General features: G+C 54.5%; 17 protein-coding genes. 9 read left to right on the top strand and 8 right to left on the bottom strand.

Going from position 1 to position 18,533, the window contains the following annotated elements; all coding sequences use genetic code 11:
• Positions 1-132: 132 nt before the first annotated feature.
• Positions 133-435, bottom strand: a complete 303-nt coding sequence (locus ACFQI7_RS23585; protein WP_218100184.1) for a hypothetical protein — start codon at positions 433-435, stop codon at positions 133-135.
• A gap of 137 nt (positions 436-572) precedes the next feature.
• On the opposite strand from ACFQI7_RS23585, the gene ACFQI7_RS23580 reads away from it, so the two are divergent.
• The 4 genes from ACFQI7_RS23580 (at position 573) to ACFQI7_RS23565 (ending at position 3,844) form a co-directional block, all read left to right on the top strand.
• The gene (locus ACFQI7_RS23580) at positions 573-1,067 is read left to right on the top strand and encodes a DinB family protein (RefSeq protein WP_218100014.1); all 495 of its coding nucleotides are present in this window, start codon (positions 573-575) and stop codon (positions 1,065-1,067) included.
• 142 nt (positions 1,068-1,209) lie between these two features.
• Positions 1,210-2,268, top strand: coding sequence for an ABC transporter substrate-binding protein (locus ACFQI7_RS23575; protein WP_218100013.1), 1,059 nt, complete (start codon positions 1,210-1,212; stop codon positions 2,266-2,268).
• Positions 2,269-2,272: 4 nt separating this feature from the next.
• On the top strand, positions 2,273-3,049 hold the full coding sequence (locus tag ACFQI7_RS23570) for an ABC transporter ATP-binding protein (protein ID WP_218100012.1): 777 nt from the start codon (positions 2,273-2,275) through the stop codon (positions 3,047-3,049).
• A 3-nt stretch (positions 3,050-3,052) separates the two neighbouring features.
• Positions 3,053-3,844, top strand: a complete 792-nt coding sequence (locus ACFQI7_RS23565; protein WP_218100011.1) for an ABC transporter permease — start codon at positions 3,053-3,055, stop codon at positions 3,842-3,844.
• Positions 3,845-4,018: 174 nt separating this feature from the next.
• Here ACFQI7_RS23565 and ACFQI7_RS23560 read toward each other — a convergent pair whose 3' ends face one another.
• A complete protein-coding gene (locus ACFQI7_RS23560) occupies positions 4,019-4,960 on the bottom strand; it encodes an aldo/keto reductase family protein (protein WP_218100010.1) in 942 nt (313 codons plus the stop codon).
• A 269-nt stretch (positions 4,961-5,229) separates the two neighbouring features.
• Between ACFQI7_RS23560 and ACFQI7_RS23555 the strand changes: the two genes are divergently transcribed.
• Entirely contained in the window at positions 5,230-6,636 is a 1,407-nt protein-coding gene (locus ACFQI7_RS23555; protein WP_218100009.1) for a PAS domain-containing sensor histidine kinase, read from the top strand.
• A 14-nt stretch (positions 6,637-6,650) separates the two neighbouring features.
• Here the strand turns inward: ACFQI7_RS23555 and ACFQI7_RS23550 are convergent, their stop codons facing one another.
• The 3 genes from ACFQI7_RS23550 to ACFQI7_RS23540 form a co-directional block, all read right to left on the bottom strand.
• Positions 6,651-6,938, bottom strand: coding sequence for a YkgJ family cysteine cluster protein (locus ACFQI7_RS23550; protein WP_218100183.1), 288 nt, complete (start codon positions 6,936-6,938; stop codon positions 6,651-6,653).
• Positions 6,939-7,033: 95 nt separating this feature from the next.
• Entirely contained in the window at positions 7,034-8,752 is a 1,719-nt protein-coding gene (locus tag ACFQI7_RS23545) for an ABC transporter ATP-binding protein (protein WP_218100008.1), read from the bottom strand.
• An 18-nt stretch (positions 8,753-8,770) separates the two neighbouring features.
• Positions 8,771-10,591, bottom strand: coding sequence for an ABC transporter ATP-binding protein (locus tag ACFQI7_RS23540; protein WP_218100007.1), 1,821 nt, complete (start codon positions 10,589-10,591; stop codon positions 8,771-8,773).
• A gap of 284 nt (positions 10,592-10,875) precedes the next feature.
• Between ACFQI7_RS23540 and ACFQI7_RS23535 the strand changes: the two genes are divergently transcribed.
• Both ACFQI7_RS23535 and ACFQI7_RS23530 read left to right on the top strand, forming a co-directional pair.
• Complete coding sequence (locus ACFQI7_RS23535) at positions 10,876-11,061, top strand: hypothetical protein (protein ID WP_218100006.1); 186 nt, start codon at positions 10,876-10,878, stop codon at positions 11,059-11,061.
• 166 nt (positions 11,062-11,227) lie between these two features.
• Entirely contained in the window at positions 11,228-13,225 is a 1,998-nt protein-coding gene (locus ACFQI7_RS23530; RefSeq protein ID WP_218100005.1) for a Na+/H+ antiporter, read from the top strand.
• Between the two features lie 253 nt (positions 13,226-13,478).
• On the opposite strand, the gene ACFQI7_RS23525 is transcribed toward ACFQI7_RS23530, so the two are convergent.
• Entirely contained in the window at positions 13,479-14,210 is a 732-nt protein-coding gene (locus ACFQI7_RS23525; RefSeq protein WP_218100004.1) for an HNH endonuclease, read from the bottom strand.
• A gap of 203 nt (positions 14,211-14,413) precedes the next feature.
• Positions 14,414-15,250, bottom strand: coding sequence for a phytanoyl-CoA dioxygenase family protein (locus ACFQI7_RS23520; RefSeq protein ID WP_218100003.1), 837 nt, complete (start codon positions 15,248-15,250; stop codon positions 14,414-14,416).
• Between the two features lie 140 nt (positions 15,251-15,390).
• Between ACFQI7_RS23520 and ACFQI7_RS23515 the strand changes: the two genes are divergently transcribed.
• On the top strand, positions 15,391-16,281 hold the full coding sequence (locus ACFQI7_RS23515; RefSeq protein WP_218100002.1) for a helix-turn-helix transcriptional regulator: 891 nt from the start codon (positions 15,391-15,393) through the stop codon (positions 16,279-16,281).
• Positions 16,282-16,552: 271 nt separating this feature from the next.
• Here the strand turns inward: ACFQI7_RS23515 and ACFQI7_RS23510 are convergent, their stop codons facing one another.
• Positions 16,553-17,770: a glycosyltransferase gene (locus ACFQI7_RS23510; RefSeq protein WP_218100001.1), complete on the bottom strand. Its 1,218-nt coding sequence runs from the start codon at positions 17,768-17,770 to the stop codon at positions 16,553-16,555.
• 160 nt (positions 17,771-17,930) lie between these two features.
• Here ACFQI7_RS23510 and yyaC point away from each other — a divergent pair, with 160 nt between their 5' ends.
• Positions 17,931-18,506: a spore protease YyaC gene (yyaC, locus tag ACFQI7_RS23505; protein ID WP_218100000.1), complete on the top strand. Its 576-nt coding sequence runs from the start codon at positions 17,931-17,933 to the stop codon at positions 18,504-18,506.
• Positions 18,507-18,533 lie beyond the last annotated feature (27 nt).

Below are 18,533 nucleotides of genomic sequence, written 5' to 3'. Positions count from 1 at the left end.
GGAATTCCCCCGACGAGTTGCCAGAAAAATAACCCGTTCCCTTGGCGCTAACCTGGGCGGGTTATTTTCGTTTCGGATAAGTCAACATTCTCTGACGAGACGTTGTATTTGGATCAATCCGGGATCAAAAAGCTACTGCAGCTTGAACCGTTTCAAATGATCCCACAGCTGTTCTTTTTGCAATATTTCCTTTTGCTTCTCGCCGATCAGGTCATAATGAGGGTAGGGAAGACGCCGGTGAATGTACCGGGGATTCAGCCCGTTGGCTAAGCACCATTCGGACAAGCGCTCCATATTGGCGCACCCTACCTTGGTGACCGAATGAACGCCGGGGAAACGCGGCTCCAGCCAAAAATGGGTCAAAAAAGCGATCTCGCCGCGAGCGACCGCTTGCTTCCATTGCGTCAATTCTTCTCTCGTAATCCCGAACGCCATAGCTTGCTTCATCCTCGTCTCTTGTCAAATGAAGGAATGCTACGTTTTATTATAACAAGGAATGTTGCCGAGTACACGGACAGCCGTCGGCATCATCCAAGGCTTTGCCCAACCTGCAAAAATAAGGGAGTGTATGTATGTTTACATTGATGACGTTAACATTGCTCGATAACGAGCTGGATAAAATCCGAATCGCTTTGTCCCGCCTTTCGGATGAGGCCGTGTGGCGCAAAGGGAAGGAGGGCACGAACAGCATCGGCAATTTATGCCTTCATTTGGCAGGGAACGAGTACCATAACATTGCATGCAGCATCGGCGGGCACCCTTATGTGCGCGAGCGTTCGGCGGAGTTTTTGGCCGAAGGAGGGCCAACCTGCAAAGAGCTTGCAGATCAGCTTGTCCGCGTAAGGAGCATGTCGCGCGAGGTGTTGTCTGGCCTCACAGAGGAAGATATGGGACGGATCGTGCATGTTACATATCCGCCCGGCGCGGGAATTGCCTCCTACAGCAGGCCCATCGGGGAGCTGTTATATCATGCGACGGTGCATTATGCCTACCATACGGGACAAATTGTATATATGACGAGGTTGCTGCAGGAGCAGGACGGCCATATCTTGAAATGGCGGCATTAATCGGCATTTCTATCAAAATAAACCAATGGTATAAACCAATGTATAAAAAAATGGCGAAAAAGGCAGGAAAAACACAGATAATGTCGAATATATATAAGATTTGAATCCATACTATCTAGAAAAAACTGGAGGGTTTGTCACAATGAAGAAGGTTTCATTACTCGCATTAACCGCGGTGCTCTGCGTATCCACCGCGCTTGCAGGCTGCGGGAAAAAAGAAGAGGCGGCGCCGCAGAATGCAGGATCGCCCGCCAAAGCGGAAGCGGCTTCCATGGATATCGGGATGCTGAAGCTCACGAGTTCCGCTCCCTTGTTTATAGGCATTGAGAAAGGGTTTTTCAAAGAAGAGAACATCGACGCCAAGCCCAAATGGTTTGACGCGGCACAACCGATCGCGGTCGCTACGGCGGGCGGCAGCGTAGATATCGGCGCTACCGGCATTACGGCGAGCTTGTACAACATGGTGGCCGGCGGCCAAAAGCTTGTCATTGTCGCTGACAAGGGCAGAGAACAGAAGGGGTATTCCTCGACGGCACTTATGGTTCCCAAAGATTCCCCGGTCAAATCGATCGCCGAACTGAAAGGAAAGAAGATCGGCATCACGCAAACCGGCTCCACTTATCATTACATGACAGGGCGTTTGCTCGAGAAGCACGGCTTGACGCTGAAGGACATCGAACTGGTGCCGCTAAACAGCATCAAGGGCTTGATGGAATCGCTCAAAAGCAAGCAAGTGGACGCAGTTATGCTGAACGAGCCGAACATTACGGCGGTGCTCAAGGAAGGCTACGGACGCGTCATCTCGCAGGTTGGGGACGAGATCGAATACCAGACCTCCGGCTTGTTCTTCTCGCCGAAGCTGGCAGGCAACAAAGATTTGGCCGTTCGCTTCCTGAAGGCTTACGCGAAAGCGACGCGTTACTACTATGACGCGGTGCTGGTGCAAAAGGACGGCAAAATCGTGCCGGGCGCCAACTATGACGAAGTCGTAAAAATTATCGCCAAGTATACCGATCAGCCGGAAGAGAACGTAAAGCAAGGGCTTCCGTACATGGACCGCGACGGGAAGCTGCTCGCGAGCGACATCAAGACGCAAGTAGATTGGTACGCGAAGGAGAAGCTGATCGACAAAGCGATCGATACCAAAGGAATCGTCAATACGGAGCTGCTCGACGAAGCGCTGAAGCAGCTGGGGAAGTAATATTATGAGAATCGTAGTCGACAATGTAGAGAAACGGTTCGTTGACTCGAAGAAGCGGGAAGTTACCGCGCTGCAGAACATTAACTTCGCCATCGAAGAGCAGGAGTTCGTCGTGCTGGTCGGCCCGAGCGGCTGCGGGAAGTCGACGCTGCTGAATATCGTTGGAGGGCTATTGTCCCCATCGAGCGGCGAAGTGTACTTCGAGGGCTTGGCCTCGGAGAAAGAGCCTCGGCTCGGCATCGTGTTTCAGGAAATTGCGTTGTTTCCATGGCGCACCGTGTACGAGAACGTCGTGTTCGGGCTGGAGGAGCAGGGAGCGAGCAAGCAGGAAATGCAGAAGAAGGGCCGGCATTACATCGAAATGGTCGGCCTGACTGGCTTTGAGTCCGCCTATCCGAAGCAGTTGTCGGGCGGGATGCGGCAGCGGGCTGGCATTGCCAGAGCGCTTGCCGTGGAACCCGACCTGCTGTTGATGGACGAGCCGTTCTCGGCGCTTGACGCGCAGACGCGGACACTGATGCAGGAGGAGCTGCTAGCCATCTGGAGCCGCACCCGCTTAAGTACGCTGTATGTGACGCATAACATTCAGGAGGCGGTTTATTTGGCCGATCGGGTGATCGTGCTATCGCGTCATCCGGGGCAGATCAAAGCGGAGATCCGCATCGACCTGCCGAAAACCGGGCGAGACCAGGAGCAGCACCGTGCCGCTTTCGAGCGGTACGCGGACGAAATATGGCAGCTGATCCGCCACGATGCCCAGGAAGCGCTGAAGGAGGGGTAACGAATGAATTCGTCAAAGCATACGATTCGCAACCGCGTATCGTTCATGGAGCAAAAAATTCCGGCCTATGCCCCCGTTCTCGGCATTCTGGGTATCTTGATAGTCTGGGAGGCGGCCTGCCGGCTCGAGATTGTGCCGCCGCTGTTTTTACCGGCGCCGTCGCTTATATTATCGGCCGGCTGGGAGATGCTCACAAGCGGCGAACTGCACCAAAACATTTTGGCGAGCTTATACCGGATCGTGATCGGATACGCGATCGGCGCCGTCTGCGGCATTGTGTTCGGGCTCATTCTCGGCTTCTCCCGCTGGGTGGACGCCATCCTGTCGCCGATCGTCTATTCCATCTATCCGATACCGAAAATCGCCTTGCTGCCGCTCATCATCTTATGGCTCGGCATCGGGGAGACGCCGAAGTTTACGATGATCGCGCTCGGCGTCTTTTTCCCGGTCGTGATCAACACGTTCTCCGGCGTCAAGAACGTCGACCCGATCTGGATCAAAGCGGCCGTTACGTTCGGCTCGAATCATTTGAGCGTCATCCGCAAAGTCATTTTGCCAGGGGCGCTGCCGATGATTTTTGCCGGCTTGAAGCTGGCTGCGGGCACTTCGCTGCTTCTCCTTGTTGCAGCGGAAATGATAGCCGCGCAGCAAGGCGTCGGGTCGATGATTCTCCATTACGGGAACTTGATGATTACGACGAAACTGATGGTCGGCGTCCTGATTTTGTCGCTCTTGGGTCTTCTTTTTAACCGGGGGCTCGGATGGCTGGAGCGGAAGCTGCTGCCTTGGAAATAACCGATCGCGAGCTCGTTCGGGACCGGCTGCCCGAATTCGAACGGAGCTGTTCCGAATAGCACGGAGCCGGAAGACAACCAAACGAAAACGAAAACAAGAACGAGCACCTCAAACCACCTGGAGTGGTTAGAGATGCTCGTTTTCCGTTTCACGGCCGTTTGGCCGGATCACAGGCTATCCTTGCAATATTTCTTCGATGGTACTCAGCACGTCATCGGACAGCTTCAAGCCGACCGCTCCGCAATTTTCCACGACTTGCTCCGGACGGCTTGCGCCTACCAGGGCACTCGCGACGTTATCCTGCCGGAGAATCCAGGAGATAGCCAGCTGGGAAAGCTTGACACCGAGTTCGTCCGCGATGACGGACAACCGCTCGATCTTTTGCAGCGACTTTTCGTTCAACCGCTTCTCGTCCCAATTTTTGCTGGCGGCGCGGCTATCCTGCGGGACCGGCTGGCCGAGACGGTATTTTCCGGTAAGGAGGCCTTGAGCGAGCGGCGAGAATACGACCTGTCCGAAGCCTTTGGCTTTCCCGACAGGGATAATTTCCTTTTCTATGTAACGGTTGAACATGTTGTAAACCGGCTGATTCACGATTATTTTATCGAGCAGCAGCTTGTCGGCAATCGCATAAGCTTCCACGATCTGAGCCGGCGTCCATTCGCTGACCCCGATATACAGCACCTTGCCTTGCGATACGAGATCGTCGAGCGCGCGAAGCGTTTCTTCGAGCGGCGTTTCCGGGTCGTAGCGGTGACAGTAGTAAATATCGATATAATCCGCGCCGAGCCGTTTCAGACTGGCGTCGCACTGCTCCATGATGTGTTTGCGGGACAGACCGCGGTCATTGGGGCCTTCGCCCATTTTATTAAACACTTTCGTGGCCAGCACGTACGATTCCCGAGGGTAGGAGGACAGCGCTTTGCCCATGACCTTCTCCGCTTCGCCTCTCTCGTACATATTGGCGGTGTCAAAGAAATTGACGCCCAATTCATAGGCTTGTTCAATCGACCGGACGGCATTGTCTTCGGCTACGTAGCCGCCGTATGTCAGCCAGCTGCCCAAACTGATCTCGCTGACTTTGAGTCCGCTATTTCCGAGCTTTCGATATTGCATGTTAACGCCTCCCTGGCTTGTCGATTTCCGTTCCATTAACCATTATAAAAATAATAGGAGACGATGGGAAGAGTTTGGCCGCAGTTTATTTAGGTAAACTAAATATCAATAAAAATTAATAAATGAAAACGACATTTTCAGCTCGAAAAATAAAGGGAATGGAAAAGATGCGGTGAAGTACTAACTTATTAAGCTACTATACAAAAATAACAACCAGACGGTGAAGACGAATGGACCTCCAATTAACCAGAGACGAGACAATCAGCTTATTGAGAACGAAGCAACTGATGGATTCCTTTATGAACCTCACATCGGACAGCATTGTAGTTGTGAATCTTGACGGCACGGTATTGGATGTAAACAGGAAGTTTGAAGAACTGCACGGTTGGGCCAAGGAAGAGGTCATCGGCAAAGTGCTGCCCATGACTCCCGAGGATCAGAAAGAAGAAGTGTTGCGGTTGTACAAACGCATTGCGGAAGGCGAGCCGTACGCCGGCGTGGAAACGATCAAATTAAGGAACGGCGGCAGTACCTTTTATGCGAGCGTAACGATTTCTCCGATTAAAGACGAACGGGGAAACGTGGTTGCTTTTGTCGGCGTGGAAAGGGATATTACGGACCGCAAACGTGCCGAATCGAGGCTGATGGAGCGGGAACGGCAGTTCAGACGCGTGCTGAAGCTGTCGCCGGAAGCGATCGTTTTGCACCGGGACGGTATTATCCATTTCGTAAACGATGCAGGCTACAAGCTGCTGGGCGGAAGCTGCAGCGAAGATATTATGGGACGATCGCTGATGGAGTTTTTCGATACCTCCGACTTCCCGGTTTTGCAGGATCGTTTCAACCATATCGTACAATCGGATGAATGTTCGGAATTTTTGGAAATCAAGCTGAAGCGAATTGACGATACCGTGTTGGATGTCGAGGTGTCGTCGATCTATGTCCATAAACAAATGGGATTCCCGTTAATTCAAACCGTGATTCGCGATATGACCGACCGGAAAAAAGAGGAAGAATGGGTTCGCAGGTCGGAGAAGCTGTCCATCATAGGCCAATTGGCTGCAGGTGTAGCGCATGAAATTCGAAATCCGCTGACCTCGCTGAAAGGCTTTATTCAGCTGTTGCGGGCGAAAGACACGCCTTATACGGAAATTATGCTGGAGGAACTCGATCGGATCAATTCGATCGTGAACGAGTTCATGACGATAGCTAAGCCGCATGCCGTAACCTATTCGGCATGTAATTTGCAATCATTGCTGGATAGCGTCATCAAGTTCATGCAGCCGCAGGCGATGCTGTACAACGTAGATATACAGCTGGAGACAAAAGGGGTTGCACGGCTAATTCCGTGCGAACCGAACCAGATCAAACAAGTGGTCATCAATCTTGTCAAAAATGCGATAGAGGCCATGTTGAGCGGAGGCATCGTCACCATCTCTCTCGAAGTGGTGAGCGATGAACGTGCAGTCATCCGAGTCGCCGATCAAGGAGCAGGCATTCCCGAAGACAAGCTGCCTCAATTGGGCGAGCCGTTCTACTCCACGAAGAGCACCGGAACAGGACTCGGCCTGATGGTATGCCAGCGTATTGTCGAAGCGCATAAGGGGAACATATCGATCGCAAGCACGGTCGGACAAGGAACTACGGTTACGATCGAGCTTCCGTGTTATCGTTGAGGAGGCGCGCTCTGCTAGTGAGCATCGCGAGTAGGCTTGCTGCGAGGGGAAGGGGCGGTTGCTTGCTCGAGAACTTCCAATATCGCGAACGCTTCTTCGCTTGTCGCTCCGCACATGTCTGCGGATGGAGTCAGACCGCGGCAAACCGCCGGACGTTCGGGCTTGCTGAACAAGCCGCATCGTCCGTCCGCCGTCAGCTGCACGCAGGGGACGCCGGCAGGCTTGCCTTCCGGCATGCCGGGGATCGGAGAGGAGATGGATATGACAATGCAGCAAGCGGCACAGCCGATACGGCAATCCAGGATAAACAGTCCCCCTTTTGGGCGTGACACGTTCTTTAATAGATTACTGCTTCTTTTCAGTGCAGCAGCCCCGGAACCTCGCTCGTTCCCCTCACTCAGGAAGCTTCCGCCATGGAAGCGACCAATCGCTTGTAAATGTCCCCCGAAGCCATCAATTCTTCATGGGTCCCATGCTCGGCGAGCCGCCCTTGGTCCATGACGAGAATAACGTCCGCGTTGCGGATTGTGGATAGCCGATGCGCGATAATGATCGTGGTGCGGCCTTCCCGAATCCGATCCAGCTCCTCCTGCATCAGCCGTTCCGTTTCCATATCGAGCGCCGATGTCGCTTCGTCGAGCAGTAAAATTTCCGGATCGCCGACGATCGCCCGCGCGATTGCAAGCCGCTGGCGCTGACCGCCCGAAAGCGTATAGCCGCGTTCCCCGATAATCGTGTCGTATCCTTGATCGAGCGATTCGATGAAATCGTGGATTTGTGCGATCCGGCATGCTTCGGTCAACTGTTCCTCCGAAATATGTTCCCGTCCGAGCAGCAGATTGTTACGGACCGTGTCGGGCAGCAGGAAAGGCTCTTGAAACACGACGGAAATGCGGCTCATCCAGTCGTCCATTCGAATTTCGCTTAAACGCTTGCCGTTGACCCGGATGGCGCCCTGCGTCGGTTCGAAGAAGCGCAGCAGCAGTTGCGCAATGGTCGACTTGCCGCCGCCGCTCGTGCCGACGATCGCGATTTTGCGGCCCGTTTCCAGCACAAGGCTGAGCTGGTTCAGCACACTGCGGCTTTCTTCCGAATAAGCGAACGAGACTTGATCGAAGCGGATGCTGCGCACCGCTCCCGTCAGCTTCTTCGTGCCGCCAGGGGATTGCTCCTGCTCGAACAGCCCTTTCACCCGGTCGACATAAGCCATGCGCCCGGATAAATTCATGAAGAAATTAAATACGTTTTGAAAATTGGAGAACAGCTGGTTCGAATATTGATAGACGACGACGAACATTCCGAGCGTCGCACTGCCTTGAATAACCTCGTATCCGCCGATAATGAGCACTCCGAGCCTGCCGATCCATTGGGTGCTGTTGCTGAGCAGTAGCTGCGTATTCGACATTTTGCCGTTCTGCATCACTTTGTCGAAGAAAGCGGCGAAAGCGCTGCGGAAGTTTTTTTCTTCCCATTCCATCCGGTTGTAGGCAATCACCTCGCGAGTGGAAGCGATTCCTTCCTCGATTTTGACGAGCAGGTCGCCGCGCTTCTCCTGCATTTCCCTTGTCTGTCTGCGCATGATCGGGCCGAAATAACGGCCGAGTCCGATATAGACGACGCTGAAGATGACGACGAGGATGAGAATGACTGGGCTCGCCCAAGCGATGATGCCGATGAGGAACAGCGTGGCCGCTACTTGCTGTACGCCTTTGGCCAGGTCGCGGGACAAGAAATCGGTGACCTGCTGAATGTCGCTGGTGAAATATTGCACCCACTTCGCCGTGCGCTGATTTTGAATTTCCGCGACGGGCTTGCGCTGGATCACGGCCATCAGGCTGCTGCCCATGCGGCGGTGCAAGGTCAGCTGGTTGACGCGCGTCAAGTAGTTGCCCCACCAGTTCAATCCGTAGCTGACCAGGCTCGTCGAAGCGAGATAGAGGAGCACCCAGGAGAGCTTCCCGTACTCTTTGCCGATGAGCACATCGTCGATCAAAAACTTTTGTGAGCCCTGGGCCATAATTTGCACAAGCTGCTGCAGCGTAAGCACGCCGACGCCGAGCAAAATCATCGCCCGGGTTTGATAAAGATAACCCCATATCCATTTGAACGTATTCATCGGCCACTCCTTCTTCCGTTAACCGCCTGTTAGCATTCTGCCTTCGAGCTCATACAGCCAGCCCCTGCCGCCGAGCAGCTCCTGATAGCTTCCTTCCTCCGCCGCGATGCCGTCCTTGACCACGACGATGCGGTCATAGTGCCGGACGGTGGAGATCCGGTGAGCGACCGTAACGGTCGTACGTCCTTGCATCAAGTTGTCGAGCGCCTTCAGTACCTCGATTTCGCTCACGTTGTCCAAGGCGGACGTCGCTTCGTCGAGCAAAATGATTTTCGGATTTTTAATAAACATGCGCGCAATCGAGAGGCGCTGCCGCTGGCCGCCGGACAGCTTGACGCCTCGTTCCCCGACGAGCGTGTCGTAGCCGTCCTTCAGCTTCATAATGAACTCATGCGCATTGGCGGCCTTGGCCGCTTCGACGACCTGCTCCTCGCTGGCGTCGGGATACCCGAAACGGATGTTCTCGCGAATGGAAGCGCCGAATAAATACGTTTCTTGAAATACGTAGCCGATGCTATCCCGAATTTGTGATAGCGGCAATTGTTTCAGCGGCACGCCGTCCAACGCCAACTCGCCGTCGCACGGATCGTAAAACCGCCCGATCAGTTTGAGGATCGTCGATTTGCCGTTGCCGCTCGGGCCGACCAAAGCGATCCGTTCCCCGGCGCGGACCTGGAGGTCGAACCCGTGCAAAATGTCCCGGCTGCCGTAGCTGAAGTGGACGTTCCGGAAGCTTAACTCGCCGCGAACTTTGCGCAGCAGCACCGGCGATTCCGGCTCCTTCACATCGGGCTCGAGCTCCATGAATTCCTTAATTTTCTCGCCCTGATGCAGCAGCAGGCTCTGATCGACGAGAATCGATACGATTTGGGCCGATTGCTGATTCATCATCTGATAGTACATGACGAACGCGACAAATTCTCCGACCGTAAGGGAGCCCATCCGATTCAAGTAGGCGCCGTACGTGAACATGACCAGCATGCCCGCGAGCGATGACAGCTGTCTGGCGATGACGCGAACGCTCCGGTAAGCGTATTGTTTTTTCTGGCTTACGTTGAAATGCTCGTGCTTTGCTTCGTACCGTTCCAAATCCCACGCTTCCCGCTGGTGCGCTCTCATTTCCGTAAGCCCCGAGATACTCTCGTATATTTTCCGGTTCCATTCCGTCCGCCGGTCTTTGCTCACTTTTCCCCAGTAGGAAGATTTTTTCGTAAAATACGGCCCGATCAAATAGTAGAGGAACACGCATGGGACGGTCACCAGAAACAGCTTCGCGTTCGTGTGGACGACAAAGCCGAGCGCGACGAACATCATCAATCCGTTATTGACGAGGCTCGGAAAATGCTTCTGGTAAATCCCTTGTACCGAGGAGACGTCCGTGTTCAGTAGAGATAACGTTTCGCCGACGCCGTGCTTTTCGTAATAAGCGAAGCCGAGCCGGCGAAGCTGCTTCATACAGGCATACTGCAGGTCGCGGGACGCTTTCTCGCGGACGAGCCGGGAGAGCAGGTTGTTGGCGGCCATCGCGCCGAACATGCAGACGAGCACGCCGATCAGCACCAGGACGATAAAGCGGAATTTTTCCAAATCTTTGGCCGTGATGATATGATCGATAATATACTGCAGAACGCGGAAAATGCCCATCTGCGACAAGGAAATGACGAGACCGAAAATAATAAACAGCGTCATTTGCCATGCGTACGGCTTCATAAACGAAAGAAGCCACGTGTAGACGCCGAAATAGTGCCACCGGCTTTTTTTCGGATCCGCTTCATCAGTCCATTCGCGATCCCGATCGTCTCGTTCCAATCCGATTCCCTCTTTCTGTCTTTCTGTCAATGTCTTCCCCCATTATCCACGTCTTTCCTTGTACTGTCCAACCGATAAATGGCAAAAAATAACCCGTTACGGCCCGTATGAAGTCGTTTACATAATGTTTCGGTTCCTTTTTATGTGAAACCCGATTATTTCGCATCCGAAATCGATTTCATATCTGCAGCGGCGGGCATGACCCCCAAAATGATGGACATTTGAACCGAATTGCGTAAATTTGGAGCTTTGTCCATGACAACTCTTGTTCTTCTTTCATAGTATATTGCTATAGAAGGATAGGAGGTGGCGATATGGATAAATTTCTAACCTATTTGGGCGGGCTTGTCGGGGGTTACGCATTGATCGAAACCCCGGTTGCCGGCACCATTTTGTCCAGCTTGGATCCAGTCCTCGACTTGCTAGGCGTGGTCTCAATGATTGTATTCTCCGGTGCTTTCGTGGTTCACGGCGTTCGTAAGATGTGGATGAAATATTAATCACGTTCATGTAATTTCACCCCTGCAGTCCGACTGCGGGGGCTTTTGCCGTTTTTATTCCGTTTGCCCGAGCGAGGATCCGGCTTTTTTTTGCACGTTTGGAGATGCTAACTAAACATGGATCATATTGAACGGGATAACCCGAGTAAGGAGCTGGATGGCTTGTATGGAACTGCTGCTCATGGTGCTGGCGCTGCTTGTGCTCATTGCCATTTCCAATGTAATCCAACGTTTCGTGCCTTTCATTCCCGTCCCACTGATCCAGATTGCGCTCGGCGTCGTTGCGGCTTATTTGCCGGGGCTGCATCATGTGCCATTGAACCCGGAGCTGTTCCTCGTCTTGTTCATTGCGCCGTTGCTCTTCAATGACGGAAAAATGACGCCGCGCGAGGAGTTGTGGAAGCTTCGGGCTTACATCCTGCTGCTGGCGCTGGGACTCGTGTTTACTACCGTTTTGATTGCGGGCCCGTTTATTCACTGGCTCATTCCCGCCATCCCGTTGTCGGCCGCATTCGCGCTCGCGGCGATCTTATCGCCGACCGATGCGGTAGCCGTAGGTTCGTTATCGGGGAGGGTGAAGCTGCCCGGCAAAATCATGCATCTGCTTGAAGGCGAGGCGCTGATGAATGACGCTTCCGGTCTGGTGGCCTTCAACTTTGCCATCGCCGCGACCGTAACGGGGCAATTCTCGCTGCCGAAGGCGATCGGCAGTTTTGTGGTGATCGCCATCGGAGGGATCGTGATCGGGGCGCTGCTCGGTTTCGCCGTCATTTGGCTCAGGGTATTCCTGCGCCGGCTCGGCGTAGAAGACGTGACCTTGCATATGCTGATTATCATCCTTACGCCGTTCGTCATTTACTTGGCGGCCGAAGAATGCCATGTATCGGGCATTCTTGCCGTTGTTGCGGCCGGGGTCGTTCACGCGATCGAGCGGGACCGGATGGAGGAGTCGGCGTCGCTTCGTCTCAGGATCGTATCCGACAGCACCTGGTCCGTCATTTTGTTTTCGTTGAACGGTCTGGTGTTTATTTTGCTGGGGCTTGAAATCCCGGGCGTCGTGACGAAAATATGGGAAGACCCCTCGTACCGAAACGGGCAAGTGATCGGCTACATCTTGATCATTACGCTCGTGCTCATGCTGCTGCGGTTTTGCTGGGTGTGGGTTACCGACCGGCAGGTGCGCTCCGCGCTGCTGACGGCGCTTTCCGGCGTCCGCGGCGCCTTGACGCTGGCGGCCGCTTTCTCGATCCCGATCGTGATACAAGGCGGCAGCCCGTTTCCCGAACGAAGCTTGATTTTGTTCATTTGCGCCGGCGTTATTTTGCTCACGCTTGTTTCAGCCAGCATATTCCTGCCGCTCCTTACGCGTAAGCCCGAAGAAACCGGGGCTCACGCCGGCAATCGGAAGAAAGACGAGCGCAAGGCGCGCATTCGGGTGCTGGAGGCCGGATTGTGCACCGTTCGCGAGGAAATGGACGATGTTAACAAGCGGGAAGCGCTCGAGCTGATCTCCAATTACACCCGGCGATTGCAGCATACGAAGCTGGAAGGACATTCGAACATTGGAGAAGCCTGGAGAGCCGCCGTCGCGATTCGCCTTGACGCCTTGCAGGCGGAACGCGAAGTCGCTGAGCGGTGGCTGCGCGAGGAACGGATTACGCCGCCATTCGCGGAACGGTTCCAGACGTCGCTCAACCGAATGGAGCTCATCTTGACGAACCGGTTTAAGATCAAGCTGCTGCTGATTGTGGCCTGGTCGGCCTTGAGCCGGCTCTTCAAGGGTCGCAAGGCGAAAGAAGGGATCTTGACCCCGTCACATCCGGACTGGGACATCTATAAAGCATTAAAGCTTGAAGCGATCGACGCTGCCATTCGACGAATCAAGGAGTCGGAAACGGAAGATAGACGGGGGACGGCGCTCGCCGTTATTGCCGATTACCGGGAGCTGGAGCTGGATCTTCAGAACGACAGGCACTGGAGCGCATCGAAGATCAAGCCCGGCCTGAAGCGGAGAGAGCTGGAGCTTAAAGCGATTCAATCGGAGCGCAACGCCATTCAACAAATGTATGAAGCAGGGGACATCGACCGTAATCTTGCAGGCAAACTTAGATTGGACGTCAATTACCGGGAATCGAGCGTATTTGAAAGTCAGAAAAAATTATAATGAACGAATAGCAGCGGCAAGACGGACAAAAACGTTATGAAGCAAGCCGGGATGAAACCGGGTTGCTCCATAACGTTTCTTTCGTAGCGGGCAAACCTGAGCTTGTCCACTTTCTGAGCAAGCCGTGTCGTTCGGAAAGGTTTCGGCGGCGGTTTAGCCTTCGACGATGTGGGATTGATCCCAATATACCGAGTTTTATCCTAAATGGCACCGCGTGCAGATCGAATGTTGGGTGTGGCTTGCGGCTCAGGTACTACGGCTCGGATACGATGAATTCTTCCAGACTGCGGTCAGCCTTGCTCTGATTGCACTCGTTGCAGGCACAGACGCAGTTGACTGGCGTCGTATGACCGCCCTTGGCGCGCGGAAGCAGGTGGTCGATCGTATCGCCGTATTCCCCGCAATAGTAGCAAATATGCTGGTCCCGGGTAAGAATGTAATTTCGGAACGCGCGATTCGTGTATATGCGACGGATCATGTGCCGGTTGACGACGACGGCGGCATGCTCCCGGACAAGCGTGACTGCCGTTTCCAGGTCGGTCTCCTGCTGCCAGCGACGGCCTTTGTCCGTTTTGCCGCGCATGCGGACGATTCCTTGGCGGTTCGGCCGCAGGATCGACTCGCTCGGACCTTCCGGTCTTGGCGGCGGCACCGGCAGCGGCCGCCGCATGCGCCGCTTCGGAGACGGTGCGACGTCGATTCGCTCTTCGGCAGGGCGGCGTTCTTCCGTTCCCGATGGAAGGGAAGACACGGAAAGCCCGCTTTCCTCATCGTGATCGCCCCCCACAGACAGGCGAGCCTCCTCTTTCCGCAGTTTGCGGCAAGCCCGGCATGCGCCGCGGCGGGATGCTATGCCGGAGCGGCGCCCGGTTCTGCGTAAAAATTCGGCAAGCAGCTTCTGCTCCTTGCAGTGAGCGCATTGCTTGTATTGCGGGACCTGTTCTGCCGGTTGCGGCTCCTGCGCGGAATGTTGCTGCTGCTCCAATCGTTTCACCTCATTTATATAGTTCCATACACTATATTGTACATCAAATCATTCATGCAAGCATCCTGCAGAGGCGGAGGCTGACGCCGGAATGACGGAATACCGATGAAGGAATGCAGAAAAGAGCTTGAAGCGCGAACCCCGAAGAGAGGGTTATCGATTCAAACTCTTGTCCGTTACTACCGATGCGGTATGGGTGAACGTTACCCTCTGCCGAAAACGACGGGGAAATGTTCGCCGGTAAGAATCTCGCCGGGCTTCACTTCCACATAATCGTGCATGACGTGATTGGAAGTGGGCTCGTAGCGGGTATGGCCTGGCATATAGTGTACGGCGATCGCCCGGCGTTTCAGTTGGGAGCGGTTATGCGGGCTGCCGTGCCACGTCATGCAGTGATGGTAGCCGACCTGGCCTTTCTTGATCTCGAATGGAACGGCCTCGACGACGGCGCCCTCCGGCAGCAGCTCGGGCTGCTTATGATACGGCTTGAAATCCGGCGTGCTCGCCAAATATTTTTGATGATTGCCCCATTTGTGGCTGCCGGGTACCATCCACATGCAGCCGTTCTCGATTACGGCATCGTCCAGCGCAACCCAGGCGCTAACCAAATCGGCCGGTTGAATGATCGGCCATAGCGGGTGATCTTGGTGCCAGCCCGTCGGCCCGCCGGATACAGGGGGTTTATACTGAATCTGGTCATGCCATATGCGGACGGTGTCGGTTTTGCACAACTGGGCGATCTCTTCGGTCAGCCTCGGATGGCTCGCATGCTTGAAAAATACGTCGCTGGCCATCCAAATGTTGACGATTTGCACCACTTTTTCATTCACGCTCATTTTCATGTTGTCGTACAGGTTGCTTTCGTTTTTGCCTCCCGCTTCTTTCATGTTGCGGCTCAGCACGGGGCGCTTGACAGACTTGCCTTCCATGACCAAATCCAATTCGTTGCGGAGCGCTTCCACTTCGTCATCGTTTAAGATGACCGCCCCTTTCAAAAAACCGTTATTTTCGAATTCTTCCAATTGTGCAGCACTTAACATGCCGTTGCACCCCTTTTCGCTAGTGTTATAATGAATTCAATTGCTTATGAACATATATTACAAAATGGCAGTAGGGAAGTATTTAGAATAATTCAAACGGTTTGTTGTGATTTTTCGAGATTTGCGAAGGGGACATCGGAGTGAACATCGGACATTTGTATGACATCCGGCCGGCCGTCCATTTTGCGGCGCGCGCGTCGGCAGGTACAGGGAACGTGTGGGGTCCCCGCCGAATTCCGGACTGTCAATTGTTTTATGTGATTGCGGGCGAGGCAACACTTCAGCTCGGACCCGAGCATTACCGAGTAAAGCCGGGCGAATGTGTGTTTTACGGTCCGGACAGTCCGCATATATTGAAGACGGACGCGCCGACACAATACTACAGTTTGCATTTCGGCTGGAATGAGTCCACTCCGGTTCCGTTGCACCCGGCCTACGGCATTCGCAGCGTCCCGGACAGCGACCTGGAGCGACTTCCGGAACCGGTTCAACTGACGGTGGACAGTCATGGGGAGATGGCGGTTCCGCATCATTTCGCGATCGGCGGTGTGGAGCCGGTCATGAGCTCCATCGTAAGCGAGTATCAGGCGCAGCACGCGCAGCCGCTCCTGCTGAGAGCGCGGATGATGGAACTGCTCTCGTCGATCGTCGGCCAGCTGGTAAACCGGGAAGCGACCAAGAACGTCAGCAAAATCGAATCGGCGCTCCGCGCAATGCGGGATCATCCGGGCAAAGCGTGGTCGGTTGCGGAGCTGGCACAGCTTTGCGGCTATCATCCGAGTTATTTTACGAAATTGTTCCATCAGGAAGTGAAAACGAATCCGAAGCAGTATCTCATTGCGGAACGAATCAGGCAGGCGAAGCAATCGCTGCTGCGCGGGGAGAAGCTCGATGAAATCGCCGATCGGCTAGGGTATACGAGCATCCATTATTTCAGCAGCAATTTTAAGAAGGAAACCGGGTTGAGCCCGAGCGAGTTTCGGCAGCAGGGGAAACTGGCCGGCGGAAAGCCGGAGACGCAGCCGGACTGACGGAAAAGCAAAAAAGCAGGCGTTCGGCCTGCTTGAGCAATCGGATCGTAGGGCAGCGTAGATCAGCGTAGATCAGCTGCTGTATCCTTATACGGTTTAAACTTGCGTGCACTGATAAACAACGACCAAAGTGAATGTGAGCAGCATGCTCGCCAAAGCATACTTCATTTGTTTGAAGGTAAGGTTCATTTGGGTTTCACCTCTCCTATCGTTGATCTGGTTTCATTGTATAGCAAATCGAGCCGGCGCAGTGTTAAAAAACGATGAAGGTTCAGTCATCCGGCCCGGTCATTCGCTTCAGTTCTTTCAACGAATAAAACGTTCCCCGCCAATAAATGCCGCGCTGCCGGAGCGTAAGCCAGACGGAACGGATGACGGTATAACAGAGCAGGCATACCGTCAACGGGAAGGCGATGATTTCCGTTCCTACAGGTCCGGTAATGGAACGCGCGAGCAGCACATAGACAGTTACCATCAGCACGACGTCCAGGCCGAACACGGCAGCGGGCCAGCCTTGGGCGGCGAAAAGGCCGATGAACGGGAACAGGAACACCGCGAGCAGCCCGATGACCCCGAGCGTCGCCAAGGGCAGCCGGTAGCCGAACCCGGAGAACAGGTTCTTCTCCAGCCCGCGGACTGCTTCGGACAGGCTGCGGTACCATTCAACCGCGATATGCCGCGACGCAAGTGCCAATCTTTGGCGCAGCCTCGCTGCTTTGATCAGCCGGCCGAGGTGCAGATCGTCGTCCGGACGCAGGGCGAACGCCCGGTGGGTGCCGATCCGTTCGTAAGCGTTGCGCGTTAGCAGATTGAAGGCGCCGATCCCCATGCCGTGGCGATGTTGCAAATCGTCATTGGCTCGCCACGGCCGTATATATAAACTGAAAGTAAAGAAGAAATAGTATACGAAAGCCCTCAGCCAGAAGCCTTTGACAAGCATTTGCGGCGCTAACGTCAGATGATCCGCCTGTTCCTCTCGCATATACCGAACGGCATCGGCAATCGTCCCCGGCTCGAACAGCACATCCGCATCGGTGAACAGCAAGTACGAACCGCGAGCCTGCAAGTAGCCTTGATACAAGGCATGGTTTTTGCCGAGCCAACCGGACGGCAGCGCCGTAATGTGGATCACCCGCAGCGGCACTTCAATTGCGCTCCGGCCTTCCGACCAGCGGCGCAGCTCGTCCAGCTTGCGTCCGGTTGCATCCTGCGACCTGTCGTTGACGGCGATAATTTCCAATCGGGGGTAGGTTTGGCTCAGCAAATGCCGTACCGTTTCCGTGATGGAAGCTTCTTCTTCCTTTGCGGCAACGATGACGGAGACGAGCGGCGTATCGTTGCCGGGTGCCGGCCGCTGGCTTTCGGGACGGAGCGGAGGGCTATCCGGCGGATGCAGCGTCAGCATCCATTTGCGCGCCTGCAGCGTATCCCACAGCATGAACAGCCAATATACAAGCGCAACGAGCGACCAAACGGCCATGATGTGCATCGCAGCAGTACCGCCTTTCGTCTCGCAAGATGTCGGATTCCAAGTATCTTAAAAAAATTATAGCATGCGTATTAAGGCGGCAACAAATGTTGCGGGATGGAAGCGCTCGCAGTATGCTACAATGAAGGGACAAACGGAGAAGGGGAAGGAGAAAACGACCATGCCGGACCATTCGGTACCACCGCTGTACCGCAAAAAAATTAAAGCAGCCGAGCTGCCCGATTTTCTTCTTCACATCAAGAATGAAGGGGTAAGCTCCGCAGATCTGTTGTTTCTGTGCATCGGCACCGACCGATCCTCGGGGGATGCGCTCGGCCCGCTGGTTGGCACGATGCTGACGGAAGCGGGATACCCGGACGTGATCGGCACGCTCGCCTACCCGTTCGATGCGAGCAATATGCGGGAGCGGCTAATGGAAATGCCGCCGGGCAAAAAAGTGCTCGCCATCGACGCCTGTCTCGGTCAGGCGGCATCCCTTGCGTGGTTTCAAGTATCCAACCGTCCTATCGAACCGGGCAAATCCGTCGGCAAGCAGCTTCCGATGGTAGGAGATTATTCAATTGCAGGCATTGTCAATGTCGATAGCGGACAAAAATATGCGATATTGCAAAGCACGTCGCTGTATCGGGTCATGACGATGGCGGGGGAAATCGTTGCGGCTATCCGCGGCGTATTTCCGTTGGAGCAGGAAAACGGCGGGGCGGAGGCTGACGGCCGCGGGATCGGATTGCGTTAGCTGCGCCGCCGCCGCAAACGGGGAGGA

Origin of the sequence: Paenibacillus allorhizosphaerae (assembly GCF_042659105.1) — a bacterium.
GTDB classification, from domain to species: domain Bacteria; phylum Bacillota; class Bacilli; order Paenibacillales; family NBRC-103111; genus Paenibacillus_G; species Paenibacillus_G allorhizosphaerae.
This window is presented reverse-complemented; position numbering and strand designations above follow the sequence as displayed.